11 protein-coding genes are annotated in these 16208 nt (G+C 31.2%); 4 read left to right on the plus strand and 7 right to left on the minus strand.

All coding sequences use genetic code 11. The features are described from left to right. Positions 1–164: 164 nt before the first annotated feature. Complete coding sequence (locus tag ACKTTV_RS02305) at positions 165–2765, plus strand: AsmA family protein (protein WP_408029187.1); 2601 nt, start codon at positions 165–167, stop codon at positions 2763–2765. Between the two features lie 132 nt (positions 2766–2897). Further along, on the plus strand, positions 2898–5360 hold the full coding sequence (locus ACKTTV_RS02310) for a DUF5686 and carboxypeptidase regulatory-like domain-containing protein (protein WP_408029188.1): 2463 nt from the start codon (positions 2898–2900) through the stop codon (positions 5358–5360). Positions 5361–5362: 2 nt separating this feature from the next. Here ACKTTV_RS02310 and ACKTTV_RS02315 read toward each other — a convergent pair whose 3' ends face one another. The 7 genes from ACKTTV_RS02315 to ACKTTV_RS02345 all read right to left on the minus strand — a co-directional run bounded on the left by ACKTTV_RS02315 (position 5363) and on the right by ACKTTV_RS02345 (position 12541). Then, entirely contained in the window at positions 5363–8023 is a 2661-nt protein-coding gene (locus ACKTTV_RS02315) for a carboxypeptidase-like regulatory domain-containing protein (protein ID WP_408029189.1), read from the minus strand. 26 nt (positions 8024–8049) lie between these two features. Then, the gene (locus ACKTTV_RS02320) at positions 8050–8808 is read right to left on the minus strand and encodes a GLPGLI family protein (protein WP_408029190.1); all 759 of its coding nucleotides are present in this window, start codon (positions 8806–8808) and stop codon (positions 8050–8052) included. Positions 8809–8863: 55 nt separating this feature from the next. After that, a complete protein-coding gene (locus tag ACKTTV_RS02325) occupies positions 8864–9106 on the minus strand; it encodes a hypothetical protein (RefSeq protein WP_408029191.1) in 243 nt (80 codons plus the stop codon). 513 nt (positions 9107–9619) lie between these two features. Then, complete coding sequence (locus tag ACKTTV_RS02330) at positions 9620–10354, minus strand: GLPGLI family protein (RefSeq protein ID WP_408029192.1); 735 nt, start codon at positions 10352–10354, stop codon at positions 9620–9622. 51 nt (positions 10355–10405) lie between these two features. After that, positions 10406–10648, minus strand: a complete 243-nt coding sequence (locus ACKTTV_RS02335; protein WP_408029193.1) for a hypothetical protein — start codon at positions 10646–10648, stop codon at positions 10406–10408. 343 nt (positions 10649–10991) lie between these two features. Continuing rightward, complete coding sequence (locus ACKTTV_RS02340) at positions 10992–12077, minus strand: CNNM domain-containing protein (protein ID WP_408029194.1); 1086 nt, start codon at positions 12075–12077, stop codon at positions 10992–10994. A gap of 80 nt (positions 12078–12157) precedes the next feature. Further along, a complete protein-coding gene (locus ACKTTV_RS02345) occupies positions 12158–12541 on the minus strand; it encodes an ankyrin repeat domain-containing protein (RefSeq protein WP_408029195.1) in 384 nt (127 codons plus the stop codon). Positions 12542–13041: 500 nt separating this feature from the next. Here ACKTTV_RS02345 and ACKTTV_RS02350 point away from each other — a divergent pair, with 500 nt between their 5' ends. Both ACKTTV_RS02350 and ACKTTV_RS02355 read left to right on the plus strand, forming a co-directional pair. Continuing rightward, entirely contained in the window at positions 13042–13671 is a 630-nt protein-coding gene (locus ACKTTV_RS02350) for a hypothetical protein (RefSeq protein ID WP_408029196.1), read from the plus strand. Positions 13672–13859: 188 nt separating this feature from the next. Beyond that, complete coding sequence (locus ACKTTV_RS02355) at positions 13860–16187, plus strand: GH92 family glycosyl hydrolase (protein WP_408029197.1); 2328 nt, start codon at positions 13860–13862, stop codon at positions 16185–16187. Positions 16188–16208: the final 21 nt, after the last annotated feature.

Consider the following 16208-nt stretch of genomic DNA (forward strand, 5'->3'; position numbering starts at 1 on the left):
ATTTTTATGGTTTTCTTATCCTTTTGTTAACAAATAAATACGGACATTTGCTCGTTATAATCTGTATATTAACTATTTCTTCTGTACTTTTTTGTCAGAACATACTGATTTAATGACTTTTCTATCAAAATAAAAGTCAACCGTTTAATTTAAAATTTAGACTTGTGAAAAAGCTTTATAAAATCATTTTGGGTATAATCGCATTCCTTTTTGTCTTGCTTCTTGTTATTCCATTAATTTTTCAAGACAAGATAATAGGATTAGTTAAAGAAACAATTAACAACAATGTCAACGCTCAAGTCGATTTCTCAGATGGGAGCTTAAGTTTACTTCGCAATTTTCCAAACGCCTCTGTGAGTCTTTCAGATGTTTCTGTTATTAACGTTGAACCGTTCAAAGGAGACACTCTGCTATATGCTAAAGATATAACGCTTAAATTAAAAATAACGGAATTATTCAAAAACTCTTCAGAACAGCTTAATATCAAATCGTTTTCTATTGATAAAGCCAAAGTAAATGTTTTAACGAATGAAAAGGGAATTGCAAACTACGATATCGCTAAGCCTAATACAGAGGTGAAAGAAGAAGAAAATCAATACACGGAACCATCTTCTTTTGGTTTATCAATAGATAGTTACCGTATTGCTGACACACAAATAAAGTATCTTGACGAGAAAGGTAAAATTAGTTTAGTTTTAAAAGATCTGAATCACAGTGGAAGTGGCGACTTTTCTCAATCTAATAGCGAGTTAACAACTGAAACTAGCACTTTAGTTTCTTTTGCCATGGACAATATCAATTATGCAAAAGATCAAAAAGTGTCTCTAGATGCAGTCTTAGGAATGGATTTGGTGAACAACAAGTTTTCATTCTTAAAAAACGAAGCAAAATTAAACAACCTTCCTTTGGTTTTTAATGGATATGTGAAGTTGAATGAAAATAACCAAGAAGTTTCAGTACATTTTAAAACTCCATCTTCGGATTTTAAAAACTTCTTAGGATTGATACCCGAAGTTTATGCTAAGAATATATCTGATGTAAAAACATCTGGAAACTTTAGTGTTGCAGGGCATATCGAAGGAATTGTTGACGATAAAAATATTCCAAAACTTGATATTGCCTTAAAGGCTGAAAATGCTTCTTTTAAATATCCTGATCTTCCAAAAAGTGTCCGAAACATCAACATTAGTTCTCAACTAAAAAATACCACTGGAAAAATTCAAAACACTTTTGTTACTATTGATAATTTATCATTTAAAATTGATGAAGATGTATTCTCAGGAAATGGAAGCCTTCATAATGTAACAACGAACCCATTGGTTAATGCTAATTTGAAGGGAACTTTAAATCTTGCCAATATAAACAAAGCATACCCCGTTAGTTTAGAAAATGAATTGAGCGGTATACTTAAGGCTAACTTGAATACGCGATTCGATGTTAATGCCATTAAAAAGAATATTGTTAGTCGTATTAAAAACAATGGAACTGTTGAGCTTCATGACTTTGTTTACTCATCAAAAGATGTTGTAAATCCAATCGAAATTAAAAACTCTTTAGTAAAGTTTACTCCAAAAACAATTTCATTAAATAAATTCCAGGCTAGTACAGGTAAGAGTGATTTGAATGCAACAGGTAAAATTAACAACCTACTTGGCTTCTTATTATCGGATAAAAAGCTGCAAGGAACTTTTAACGTTGCTTCGAGCAATTTTTATGTAAGTGACTTTATGGAAAAGAACGAAGGTACTACTTCTGAAAAAAATCCTGAAGAAAAGAATGATAAAACATCAAGTGAAGGTTCTTTAAAAATCCCTGATTTTCTTGACTGTAAAATTAACGCCGACGCCAAAAAGGTATACTATGATAATTTAACGCTTTCAAATGTAAAAGGTACACTTTGGTTGAAAGATCAAAAAGCAACACTGCAAAACATGAAAGCTGGAATTTTCAATGGTCAAATTTCTTTAAATGGTGAAGTAAACACTCAAAAAGAACGACCAACTTTTGCTATGAAGTTAGGTGTTGATTCATTTGACATTTCCCAATCATTTAGTACTATGGACTTACTACAATCATTAAGTCCAATTGCAGGTGCAATGGATGGTAAATTAAATTCAGATATTAATTTATCTGGAAGTTTAAATGATGATTTTACACCTAATTTAGGAACAATATCAGGAAAAGCTTTAGCACAATTACTAACAACAAAGATCAATCCTGAAAAAACTAAAGCATTGAGTTTATTAGACAGTAAACTATCTTTTATCGATTTAACAAAACTTGATTTATCTGACATTAAAACTCACTTATCTTTTAAAGATGGTAAGGTAGAAGTTGCCCCATTTAAACTAAACTACAAAGACATTGGAATTAATATTGGTGGTAGTCATGGATTTGACCAAAGCATGAATTACAATGTTACTTTAGATGTTCCTGCTAAATATTTAGGAAGTGAAGTTTCAGGGCTTTTAACAAAATTAAGCCCAAAAGATCAAAATATTACAGTTCCAGTAACGGCTACCATTACTGGAAACATGACATCGCCAAGTGTAAAAACTGATTTAGCTTCTTCCGCTTCAAAATTGAGTCAAAAACTAATTGAACAGCAAAAAAATGACTTGGTTAACAACACTCTTGGTAATTTATTAGGTGGCAATAAAAAAGATTCAACGAAGACAGGAAAAGATGGAAAAAGTGATGCTGTGAACAAAGTAAAAGATGTACTTGGCGGATTATTTAGTAAAAAGAAAAAAAAGAAGAATTAGTCAGGCAACTTTTCTCATTAAATAAGTGTCTTTATTTTAAGATTTCTTTGTAACAAACTTAACATATTTTAGTCATATTGCTGATTTTATATAAGTTAAGTTTGCTGCAAAACTAATTTCAAACAATTAATAATGAGAAAAATAATCACGTTTATTCTATTAACCTCTGTTTTTTCGAGCTTTGCTCAATTGAAAGGAAAAGTATCAGATAAAAATGGCACTCCATTACCCTTCGTGAGTGTTTATTTGGAAGGAAGTATTACCGGAACCATAACTAACAATAGTGGAGATTACTTCCTCGACATAAAAAAACCGGGTGACTATGTAGTAGTTTTCCAGTTTTTAGGCTATAAAACTGCCAAAAAGAAAATTAGTTTTAGTAAATATTCAAACTTAAATATCACCTTAATTGAAGAGCAAGTTACTTTAAGTGAGGTGCAAATAAATTCTAAAGAGAATCCTGCTAACAGAATTATTCGTAATGCCATTGCAAGCAAGGATAAAAACACTGATAAACTAGGAAAGTATACTGCTAATTTTTACTCAAGAGGACTCTTTAAAATAAAAAATGCTCCTGAAAAATTTCTTGGTGAAGAAATTGGAGATTTAGGAGGAGGTTTAGACTCAACAAGAAGTGGTGTTATTTACCTTTCTGAAACCATATCAAATATTAAATACCAAAAAAATCCGAAGAGATTTAAAGAACACATTATCGCTTCAAAAGTTGCTGGACAGGACAATGGAATTAGTTTTAATCGAGCAGATGAAGTAAATTTCGATCTTTATGAAAATTCTTTCGATTTAGCAGATGCTCAAATGGTTTCTCCTATTGCTAACAGTGCTTTCGGATATTATAACTACAAATTGGCAGGAACCATATACGATGACAATGGTAAGCTTATAAATAAAATACAACTCATTCCTAAACGAAAAAATGATCGTGTTTTTTCAGGACATATTTATATCGTTGAAGATGATTGGGCCGTTTATGGAACGGATGTAACCGTTTCTGGAACTCAGGTTGGAATTCCACTTATCAAGGAATTAAAAATTAAACAGAATTACAATTATGTAAAAGAGTCTAATGCTTGGGCAATTGTTACACAAACCATAGACTTTGAAGCAGGCATACTCGGTTTTAATTTTGAAGGACGTTTTTCTGCCGCATATTCAAATTATAATTTTACCCCAAATTTTAAGACCTCATCCTTTACTAATGAGGTATTGTCTTTCGCTGAGAATGCCACCAAAAAAGATTCTGTATATTGGAATACTATCCGACCAATGCCTTTAACCCAAGAAGAAGTATCTGACTATAAATTAAAAGACAGTATAAAAGTACTTAGGAAGTCTAAAAGATATCTTGACTCTGTTGATAACAAACAAAACAAATTCGAATTATTAGATATTCTCACAGGTTACACTTACGAAGACACTTATAACAAATGGTCTGTTTCTTTTTCTTCACCTATAGAAAAATTAGGTTTTAATACTGTTCAAGGCTGGAATTCCAGTATAGGTGTTGATTACAGTAAAAGATATAACGACAAAGGAAAGCGTCTTAATATGGGATTAGACGTGAATTATGGTTCTTCGGATGAAAGACTGCGACCATCTGGACATTTATCGTATAAATGGAACAACAAAACCTATCCAATTTTATCAGTATCTGGAGGGGTTACTACTGCACAATTCAATGCTAAAAACCCGATATCGCCATTTTGGAATACAATTAGTTCTATTTTCTATCAAAGAAACTATATGAAAATCTATGAAAAGACTTTTGCTAAGGTTTCTTTTTCGAGGGAAGCGGTCAATGGAATTCGTGTATTTTCAAGCCTAGAATATGCCAGAAGAAATCCATTATTCAATACGACAAATTATGTAATGTTCCCTGAAGACGATGTGGAATATACCTCAAACAACCCACAAGAACCTAATAACTTTGACAGTTCTTTTACATCACATAATATGTGGACAATGAATCTTGGGGCATCAATTCGTTTTGGACAAAAATACTTATCATATCCTGATAGCAAAATCAATATTCCCAACTCAAAATACCCTTCTTTATATGTTGGATATCGAAAAAACTTCGGATCTGGTAATAGCCAGTGGGATTCTGACGTTGTATTTTCTGAATTAAACCAAAGTATTAACCTTGGAAATTTGGGACGTTTAAGCTATAAAGCCAAAGGAGGTATTTTCTTAGAAAAGAAAGATATTCCGTTTATGGATTATGCACATTTTAATGGAAACAGATTAACAATCGCTCCTAATAGTAATTATCTTGATGGTTTCTTTTCACTTCCATTCTATGATCTAAGTACTAACGATCGTTATGGAGAACTACATGTAGAACAAAATTTTAAAGGAGCTGTTTTAAGTAGAATTCCTTTAATAAACGAATTAAACTTCTATTTAGTGGCTGGAGCAAAAGGGTTGTTCACAGGAGGCAATAGACCATATTCTGAATTTTCTATTGGATTAGATAATGTTGGTTTTGGAAAATGGCGCTTCATGAGAGTTGATTTTGTGAGATCAAACTTTAATGGAACGACGGAAAACAGATTTTTAATTGGGTTTAAATTGTAAAACTACAACTTATAACCAACACTCAACAATACAACCCTAGGCATTATAAATGTTCTTGTATCAGAAATAAGATAGTCTGAAAATTGATTACTTTGCTTAAATGTTTCATTGAAAATATTTTGAGCTGTAATTTTAAAATTCCAAGGGCTATCTTCTTTTTGATAAAACAATGAAGCGTTGGCTATACTATAATTATTCTGTTGCCCTAATGTTTTATTTTTATAATCGTAGTAATTATAATTTCCTTTCAAGGTAAAATCGTTTAAAAAAGTATATTCTAAATCAACAAAAGGTTCGTTTGTTACAAACTTTGAGTTCGTAGCTCCTGACTTGTAATCTCCAATACTTTGTTTATATCCGAATTCAATCCTTGGGAATTTATCAAATAATGTTTCAGTACTTAATGTATACGAGTAATTTTTATTCACATTATTCGTAAGTGAATTATTTACTTGTTGAATAAACGTTGAGTTTCTATAACTTCCTTGAACTTTATAACGTATTTTATTAATCTTCTTATGAAGGCTTCCACGTAGCCCCCAATTTTCATCAGGATTGTCAAATAGATTCACACTCACGAAGCGATTAATTCCATCGAAATCAACCGTACTCCTGAAACCCCTTACTTTTTTCGTATAGTTTGCACTTGCATGTAACATTAGTCCACGATACAAACTAAACCTACTATAAAAAAGCCGAGCTGAATGAAATAATTCATTTTCTAAGTTTTCATTACCTCTAAAAACCGAGTTATACGATTGTAAATAAAATCTATTCGCTAACTTAGAAACATCCGAGAAATTTGTTTTTAAATTGTAATTAAATTTTAGTTTTTTAGACTTATTAAACTCTATATTTACGAAGACATCAGGTAACGCTACCCACTTATTCTTGTGAACTAAAGAATTTGACTGTACAACTCTCCAATTATAATTATGCAAGAAAACACCTTGTTTAAAAGTGAATATCCCTGTTCTGAATTTATAATGGACTCCAGCAAAAAAATCATTAAACCTTAAAACTGTACTGTTATTAAAGCCTCCAGAAGTAAAATTATTGATACTTGAGTCATCTAATATCTGCGAATCATTACTTATAAACTTTTCTTGTTGATGTGTATTTCCAAGCGTTGTATAAATATGATTATTTCTATTTAACACCCAAAAATCCTTAAAGACAGTATATAAATGATGTTGTTTCTTTTCCTGAATTTGTAGTAATCGAAGTTGATTTTGATTGACATCTACAGGGTTTACCATTGCTTGAATTGTTTGAGCAAACGATTGTGATGCATTCCACATTGTATTAGGACTGTAATTGTCAAAAGCATAGTTAGCAACTGCGGAAAAAGTATGTTTCTTCGATTGTTTTTTATGCCATTCTATATTTTGATTTACATTCCAAACTCCAAGTGATCTATTTGTAAGTATTGAGTTTACCTGACTATCCGTAGATGATAAAACACTACTAGTGTCATAACGAGTACTTCTTTTTAGCTGGCTCCTTAAATAGAATTGTTCATTGTTATTAGGTGCATATTCTAAATTTAGTTTCCCAATACCTAAAACATCTTTCACATTACCCTGTGCCTCTTTATTTTCTGTAAATGCCGTATACTCATTTAACGTTTCTCGGAAACTCAATGTATTATTGTGAGAAAAAATAGCATAACCTGAAACATCTAATTTATCAGAGGTTGTTTTTGTAATGTTAATAGCCCCAAAACGTTGACGGCTCCCTAATAAATCTTTATTTTCTAAAAACTGTGAAAAATCTCCACCTCTCCAATTAAAGTTCTCGTTAAAAGCTGCATTTACTCCTCCTTGAAAATTCAAATAGTCTTTAAATGTAAAGGTCTTTTCACCAATATTGTTAAGGTTCCCTATAAAATTGACATTAGTTTTTGGCGTATAGTAAAATAAATTCGTACTACTCTTATAGTAAGCTTCATTTCCCTTCCCAGCTTCAATATCCCCAAAAAGAAAACGCTTTTTATCTTCTTTCAATTGAATATTCATCGCCATATCTTCGGAATCAGTCAAATCTTTTAGAAAAGCAACCTCATTATAATTATCAATTACTTCAACTTTATCAACAGCATCAGCAGGAATATTCTCAACACCTAATTTTGTTCCTCCTCCGAAAAACTTCTTTCCGTCAACCAACAATTTGGTGACTTTTTTACCTTGTACAGTTACCTCTCCTTCTCTACTAACCTCAACACCTGGTAACTTCTTTAATACATTTTTTAGTTTGCGTTCGTTTCCGTTTACAAATTTATCGGTATTGTAAATAATGGTATCTTGCTTTATGATGACAGGTAACTCAATAACTACCTCTTCTAACTGGTTCTTAGACTCAAAAAGCACAATATTTTTAGTAAGGTTATCAGTCGGAGTTAGCTCAAAGCTTTTAGTTTCAAACCCCATCATACTAACGGTCACTGTATACGTATTATTCTTAATTAACTCTAATCGATATCTTCCTTGCTCATCACTAAAAGAGAACGCCATATTTATTGCAGAATCCATTGGGCGAGCAATCACGTTAACATAAGGCAATGCATTTTTTAAAGAATCTGTTATAAAACCATTTACTCTTGCCTTCTGAGAAAAGGTCTTAAAACTAAAAAGTAATATAAAAAAGTAGAGTATCTTTTTCATATAAATTGTCAACAATAATTATAAATTTAATTTCTTCTTGATTCTATTTTTACCACATTTTTTTTAACAATTTCACGAAACTCTTCTTCATTAATCTTCTTTAAGTCTAATGAGTTTTTAGATTTAACTTTCACTCTATTTTTTAGATTTATTTCCTGAGCGTAAATAACTACCCCTCCTTTTTTAACCTTCAAAACTAATCCTGGAAAACCAACAAATTCCGCTGGCCCAAATGGTATTGGAATATCAGGAGTATACCAGACTATTTGTTTTTGTTTTACCATTCCCTTTCGAGTATCAAATTCATAGAACCTTTCTGCTTTATAGCAATTGTATTTTCCAATCTTTTCCTTTTCATTTAACAACTTCCAATCAGAGGTTCTTATATTCCTCCTAATTAAAAAATTTTCCCCTAAATAAGTTTTTTCCTCCAAAATTTCATCTTTCCCAAACTCATAATAAAACCTACCCTTTGTTTCATACTGAATTTTAGCAACTCGATAGGATAAACCTTTCTTTTTACTTAACTCCATATGCTCCAATAATTCGTAGTAGGATCTATTTTTATTAAAGGACAATCTCAACTCAAAATCTTCCGCTATTTCTTTAGCTTCATCATGAAGTTGTCTTACCTTCAGAGCCATTTGGCTTAATTTCTCCTCATTACTTTTTTGTATCTTAATATTTTGATTAGTTTTTATTTTATATATTACTTCTCCATGTCCTTGGCTTAAGACTGTAATACTCGAAAAAAGCGTTACACAAAAAAAAATTAAATTCCTCATATCGTTAAGATTTAAAGAAGCACTGGATTAAACACAAGTACTTCTTTATTTTTAATTAATTATAACTTCCTCCGTTTCCTACCCAACAATCAGCTACAATTTGATTCATAACTTCAGTGTAAAACTCGTCAGTAAGAACACTACAGTTGCATCCGGACGCATCATGCCACCCTTCATACATTTCTACGGCAATAACTGCAGACTCAAAACAATCTTCACCTGCAACGTCAAATGTATTGGCTTTTAAGAAACTTCCACTGGCAAAAACAAAAACTAATGTTAATATTATTTTTTTCATTTTGTAAATTTTTAAATTTTTATTGTAATACTAATCCATAAAGTTTATGGATACACTTTCATAAATCATTCTAAAAAATAATTTATGTATTGTTCAAAATTTAAAAAGGAAATGTGCGCAATTTTTCATGATCATCCCCTTCTTTTTCTAGCTAGCTATTTTTATAGGAAAGCGATCAATTCCCCTATAAAGCACCCAAATCTAAACAAAAAAAACAAAACACAAAAATACTTTCCATATTCTCAAAAGAATAATTTTATTTTTTCGAAAATATTGAACTCTTTAAATACAAAAAAGGCAGATCAAATTTGATCTGCCTTTTTTGTTCTATCAAGTAAATAAATTGTTATTCAGCCTCTTTTTCTATAATCCCTAATCGTTTTCGTTTATTCCTATTTCTTTTCAAGCGAAACTTTGTAAATCGGCAACGTTATCACTCTCATTCTTTTTTCAAAAAAAACCTTCTTCTAATCCTATTTATTTACTCTACTAATATCGACTCGAAAATTCTTACTATCTATTTTCAAATGCTTTTTTACCAATACTCTCAAGCTCTTCTTTTGTTACCAATTTTCCTTTTGAGGGTTTTTGTATTTTCATCTCCTCTTTCTTTAAAACAACCTTTGTTGCCCTATATATTCTATTCTTAATCGAAAGCTCTATAATTAGACCCGGTAAATTACAAAACTCAAACGGACCATAATTAAACGGTATAGTTGGGCAATACCATGCAATATAAGTTATGTATGCATCTTCTCCTTTATAAGGACCACTTCTTTTCCTTTTCACTTTTGCTTTGTAACAAGTATAACTTCCAATAACTTTTGTTTCATTTATCAGCTCCCATTTTAAATCGGAAGTCGATGATTGAACTAAAAAATCTTCACCGAAAAAAGGCTTTTGTTCTATCAATGTTTTTTTTCTAAAATCGACAAAATATACATGATCGCTCTTTGTTAATACTTTTGCCAATTTTGAGAAGCTTTCTTCCTTTTCTAAAGTCATATCTAAATTCACAGAAAACAAAGAACTTACTCTGTTAAACTTTAATCTATAACTCACTGTTTCAGAAAAACGATCCATTTTCTTACGAAAACCATTAAAATCGTTCCTTTTTAAAGGATTCTCAAAATTAGATTTAGAAGCAATCTTTACACTGTAAATTACTTCCCCAGACTCAAATGACTCTTGAGAAAACAGATTGAAACTTATAAACCAACAAATAAACACTAATACTAAACTCTTCATTATCTTAATTTTTTAAAATAAAAAAGCATGTTGACTATCATAAACACATAGTCAACATACTATTTGATTTCTACCAATTTTTACTTCTATGCAATGTCCATATGCTGCAAACCATACGGTAAAATAATCACAACCTTCATTTGAATAATCATGTGCCTCCTTGTGAGTCCAATCTCCACACGCATCTACAGCTTCAATCTCCTTTGCTCCATTTGCATTAACTTCTATTGAAGTAGCGTTTATAATACTTCCTTTAGCAAAAACAAACGCTACAGCTAAAATTACTTTTTTCATTTTGTAAATTTTTATTGTAATAATAACCCCATATAAGTTTATGGTAAAACTTTCATAAATCATTCCAAAAAAATAATTTATGTATTGTTCAAAAATTAAAAAGGAAATGTGCGCAATTTTTCATGATCATCCCTTTCTTTTTCTAGCCAGTTATTTTTACAGGAAAGTGATAAATCCCCCTAATAAAACGTTCCCAACTTAAATAAAAAAAACGAATTACAAAAATACTTTCCATATTCTCAAAAGAATAATTTTATTTTTTCGAAAATATTGAACTCTTTAAATACAAAAAAGGCAGATCAAATTTGATCTGCCTTTTTTGTTTTCTCAAATAAATGAATTATTATTCACCTTCTTTTTCAATTATTCCTAAACGTTTTGCTCTTTCTTCCCAGTTCTTTCTAGCAAAACTCTGCAAATCGGCAACGTTATCGCTTTCATCCATAATTTCGAAACCAAGTAAGGTTTCAATTACATCTTCTTGTGTTACCAGTCCACTTACTGCACCAAACTCATCAACTACTAAAGCTAAATGCTCTCTTTGTTCAATTAATTTCTCAAATAAATCCGGAATTGATAAATCTCTTTTCGCTACAATAATATCCCTTTTGATACTTTTTAAAGTTTCTTCTCCTTTTCCGTTAACTAACGAAAGTAATAATTGATCCTTTAAAAAATAACCTGTTATGTTATCGGTTTTTTCTGCATAAACAGGAATTCTTGAAAACCTCAGTGGTTGATTTGCATCAAAAAACTCCTGAATTGTTTGATTTTCATTTGCTGACTTTAGCACTGTTCTTGGTGTCATAATATGCTTCGCTTGAACCTCTTTAAATCCAATCATATTACGAATTACCTTACTCTCATTCTCTTTAAAAACTCCTTCTTGCTCTGCAATATCTGTCATCGCAGTAAAATCTTCTCTACTCAATACACTTTCGCCGTGAGCTCCTTTTCCTCCGATAAGTTTTGTTGTTAACTGTAACATCCATAAAATACCCGTCCAACGTAATGGAAAAATTAAAAGCTTCAAAGCTTTTGCCGTAAAGTTGGCTAATCCTTTCCAATATGTAGCTCCTATAGTTTTAGGAATAATTTCAGAAACAACTAAAATTAAAATGGTCATAATAGCAGAAACTATTCCAACCACATTCACTCCTAAAATTTCAAACTTATAAGGAAGTTGTTCTGCCTGTACACCTACTAAAATTGCTCCTACAGTATGAGCAATCGTATTTACAGTTAAAATAGCAATTAACGGTTTATCTACATCTTTCTTTAACGCCTCTAATTCACTAGCATAAGCTTTTCCTTCCTTCTTTTTTACATTAACAAAAGTTGGCGTTACACTTAACAAAACTGCTTCTAAGATGGAACACAAAAAAGAAAAAAGAATAGATAGTGTTGCGTAAATAAGTAATAAAGTCATTATTTAGTTTTTCAGACAAAAATAAACAAAAAAGGCTATCTCGAAAGACAGCCCTAAAATCAATATGTAGTTTAAAGTTCTTATTTTTTATCTAATGCTTCTTTCAAAACAGCATATGCTTCGTTAGCCTTTGACATTTTTGCATACTCTAAAGCAGTATATCCGTTAGAAGACTTTACGTTTAATTTTGCTCCTTTCTCTATTAATAATTTTAAGATATTTACTTTATTGTAGCGAGCTGCGTACATTGTTGGAGTTAATCCTAATGATTTTCTATTGATATTGGTTCCGTTACTAATAAAAGCTTTTACAGTGTCATAATCTCCTGATCTAATCATTTTACAAAAAGTACTTAATCCATCAAACTCAACACGAGTTGGTTCTATAGCTTCTTTACTGTTTGAAGCGCTTACTGAAGTTAATGATAATAAAATTACAAACGATGCTAAAACAAATTTTTTCATGATACTATTTTTTAGTTAATGTTGTTGCTTATAAGACTGGGGGATTTTTAAAATGTTTCACCTAAACCATCTTATTAACAATTATTTAGCATTTACTTAAAAGTTGCATTTTTGAGGCAAAATTTTAATTTTTCATCATTTTTTAATATTTTAACAATCAATTATTTAAATCAATAACTAATGAGTAAAAATTTGACTTATTTATTAGGAAATTATTCAATAATTTTTCCGAAAAACACGTTACAGTTTTGGGCAGATTTTTGCAATTCATTAAGAAAAGTGATTAAAATTAAGTTCAATAATAAGCACTCTAATTAAACTCACTTTACTATGTATATTAAACCTCGAAGAATCGACTATACTACTGGTTCAATAACTACACTTCTTATAAACACTAAAAAAACAAACATGTAAGTAATATTTGATATTGGTAATCTTTATTATTTCATGCGGTAATAACAGAAAATTAAAAGAACTATTAATTAAAAACAAAAGCAAAAATGAACGTATTAGCAACCCAAATACCTTGGTGCTGGATAATTCCAGTAATTGTTGGAATTTTATGTGCTATCTTAGGATACCTTCTCGGAAGATTATTCGGAAATAAAAACTCAGAAAACGATAACGATAATGATTCAACTGATGTTATTGCAAAATTAGAAACTGATTTAGAAACTTGTAAAAAACAGAAGGCTGTTTTAAAAGCGGATTTACAAGAATGTTATAAGGTTAAGTTAGATTTGGAAAAAGGACTATCTGGAGAAGGTTCTTCAACGAATGCCAACCTAGCAGCGGCTGCTTTTACTGGAGGGGAAATTGAAAAAGACATTCCATTCGATGCAGCAGCAGCAAAAGCTGTTTTTGGTAAAAAAATAAAACAAAACGATTTAAAGATTATAGAAGGTATTGGACCTAAAATTGAAGGGTTGTTTCATAATTTCGATATAAAAACCTGGAAAGATTTATCAGAAGCTTCAGTAGATAAATGCCAAGAAGTATTGAATAGCGGCGGTGATCGATATAGAATGCATAAACCTGGAACATGGCCTGAACAAGCTAAATTTGCCTATGAAGGAAAATGGAAAGAACTTAAAGATTGGCAAGATAAATTAGACGGTGGAAAAGCCTAATTCGCTTTTCCTACTTTATATTAATTGATAAAAACCTCGCTAAGCGAGGTTTTCTTTTTGTTTAAAAATCAACTAAATATAAAAAATTGTTAATCTCCCCTTTCTTTTTAATCATAAATTATTTCTAATCCCATTTTCTGTGCTATTTTTACCTTTTTATCAATTTAAACCTTCTTTTATTACTAAATATGAAAAATCTGAAATTAGCTCTACTATTAGGCTCTCTTGCGGTTTTACCATTTTCCTGTAAACAAAAAACAGAAGAAAATACCGCAACCTCAGAGAACAAAACAACTACGGACTTAACCAAATATGTGAATCCTTTAATAGGTACCAGTAAAATGGGACATGTATTTCCAGGAGCAACAGCGCCTTTTGGAATGGTTCAATTAAGTCCACAAACTAACTTTCAGGTAATGTTTAAAGACGATGGAAGTTATAATAAAGAAACCTATGAATACTGTGCAGGCTACCAACATAAAGACAGCACTATTATTGGTTTTGCTCATACCAATTTTAGTGGTACTGGGCACTCAGACTTAGGAGATTTTTTGGTAATGCCAACTACAGGAAAACTTGTACTGGATCCTATGAAAACGAAGGATGATTCAAAAGGATTTTATTCTACCTTTTCTCATGATACCGAAAAAGCAGCTCCAGGATATTACCAAGTAAATCTTGATAGCTATAATATTAAAGCAGAATTAACAGCAAGCGAGCGTGTTGGTTTTCACCAGTACACATTTCCAAAATCGGAAGACGCTCATATTATTCTAGATTTAGTATATAATGTATATCACCATGACAATAAAAATGTTTGGACATTTATTCGTGTTGAAAACGATAGCTTGATAACAGGGTATAGACAAACCAAAGGTTGGGCAAGAACTAAGAAGATATTCTTTGCCATGGAGTTTTCTAAACCTTTTAAAAGTTATGGTCATAAAAAATATAACAAGGAAACTTATGATGGTTTCTATAGACGTTTTAAACAAAATGAAAACTTCCCTGAAATGGCAGGAAAAGATATAAGAGCGTATTTCAATTTCGACACCAACGAAGGTGAAAAAATTAAAGTGAAGTTTGCTTTATCTCCAGTTAGTACGAATGGAGCTTTAAACAACTTAAAAACAGAAGTACCTCATTGGGATTTTGACACTACAAAGGAAGAAACTCAAAAGAAATGGAATAAAGAATTGAACAAGATTCAGGTTGAAACAATTTCTGAAGACGATAAAACTACTTTTTATACCGCTTTATATCACACGAGCTTATCTCCTATTTTATATGAAGACGTTGATGGAAAATACAGAGGTTTAGATCAAAACATTTATACGTCTGAAGATTTTACAAATTATACTATTTTTTCTCTTTGGGATACTTATAGAGCTTTACACCCTTTATACAACATCATCCAGCCGAGCAGAAATAACGATATGATTAAGTCAATGCTTGCTCATCATGACGAAAGCGTTCATCACATGTTACCAATATGGAGTCATTATGCAAATGAAAACTGGTGTATGATTGGTTATCATGCTACTTCAGTAATAGCTGATGCTATGGCAAAAAATGTTGGAGATTTCGACATTGATCATGCTTTAAAAGCCTCAAGAAACACTGCAACTGTGAGGTATTTTGATGGGGTAGGTGATTATATTGACTACAAATATGTACCAGACGATAAGAGTCATTCTTCAGTTTCTAAAACCTTAGAATATGCATATAATGACTGGTGTATTGCTCAAATAGCTAAAAAAGCAGGAAATAAAGAAGCTGAAAACGAATACTCAGAAAGAGCCGAATATTATAACAACGTATATGATCCTTCAATTGGTTTTATGCGCCCAAAATTATCTGATGGGAAATTCAGAGAAAACTTTGACCCAATGGACACACACGGTCAAGGGTTTATTGAAGGAAATGCATGGAATTACGGATTATACGTTCCTCAAAACATAGACCATATGGTTGAAATGATGGGAGGAAAAGATAAATTCAGCAAGCAATTGGATGAGCTTTTCACTATGGAAATTGAAGATAAATATATTGCTCATCATGAAGATATTACGCGCGATGGTATCATTGGAAACTATGTACATGGAAACGAACCAGGGCACCACATTCCTTACTTATACAATTGGACCAACAATCCTGAAAAAACTCAAAAGCGAGTTCGTATGATTATGGATACTATGTACGCACCTACGGTTGAAGGCCTTTGCGGTAATGATGATGCTGGACAAATGAGTGCCTGGTATATATTCAGCAGTTTAGGCTTTTACCCGGTAACTCCTGGATCTGCTGATTATGCAATTGGTAGTCCAAACATTAAAGAAGCAACCATTAATTTAGAAAATGGAAAAACATTGAAAATAATTGCCAATAACCAAAGTAAAGAAAACGTGTACGTAAAAAGCGTTACGGTTAACGGTAAAAAGTTAGACGGTTTATTGCTCTCGCATCATGATATTGCCAATGGAGGTGAAATTATATTTGAGATGACAAATAAATAGCTATTCAAAGCTATCTATAAT

Source organism: Tenacibaculum xiamenense, from assembly GCF_964513065.1.
In the GTDB taxonomy this organism is placed as follows: Bacteria; Bacteroidota; Bacteroidia; order Flavobacteriales; family Flavobacteriaceae; genus Polaribacter; species Polaribacter xiamenense.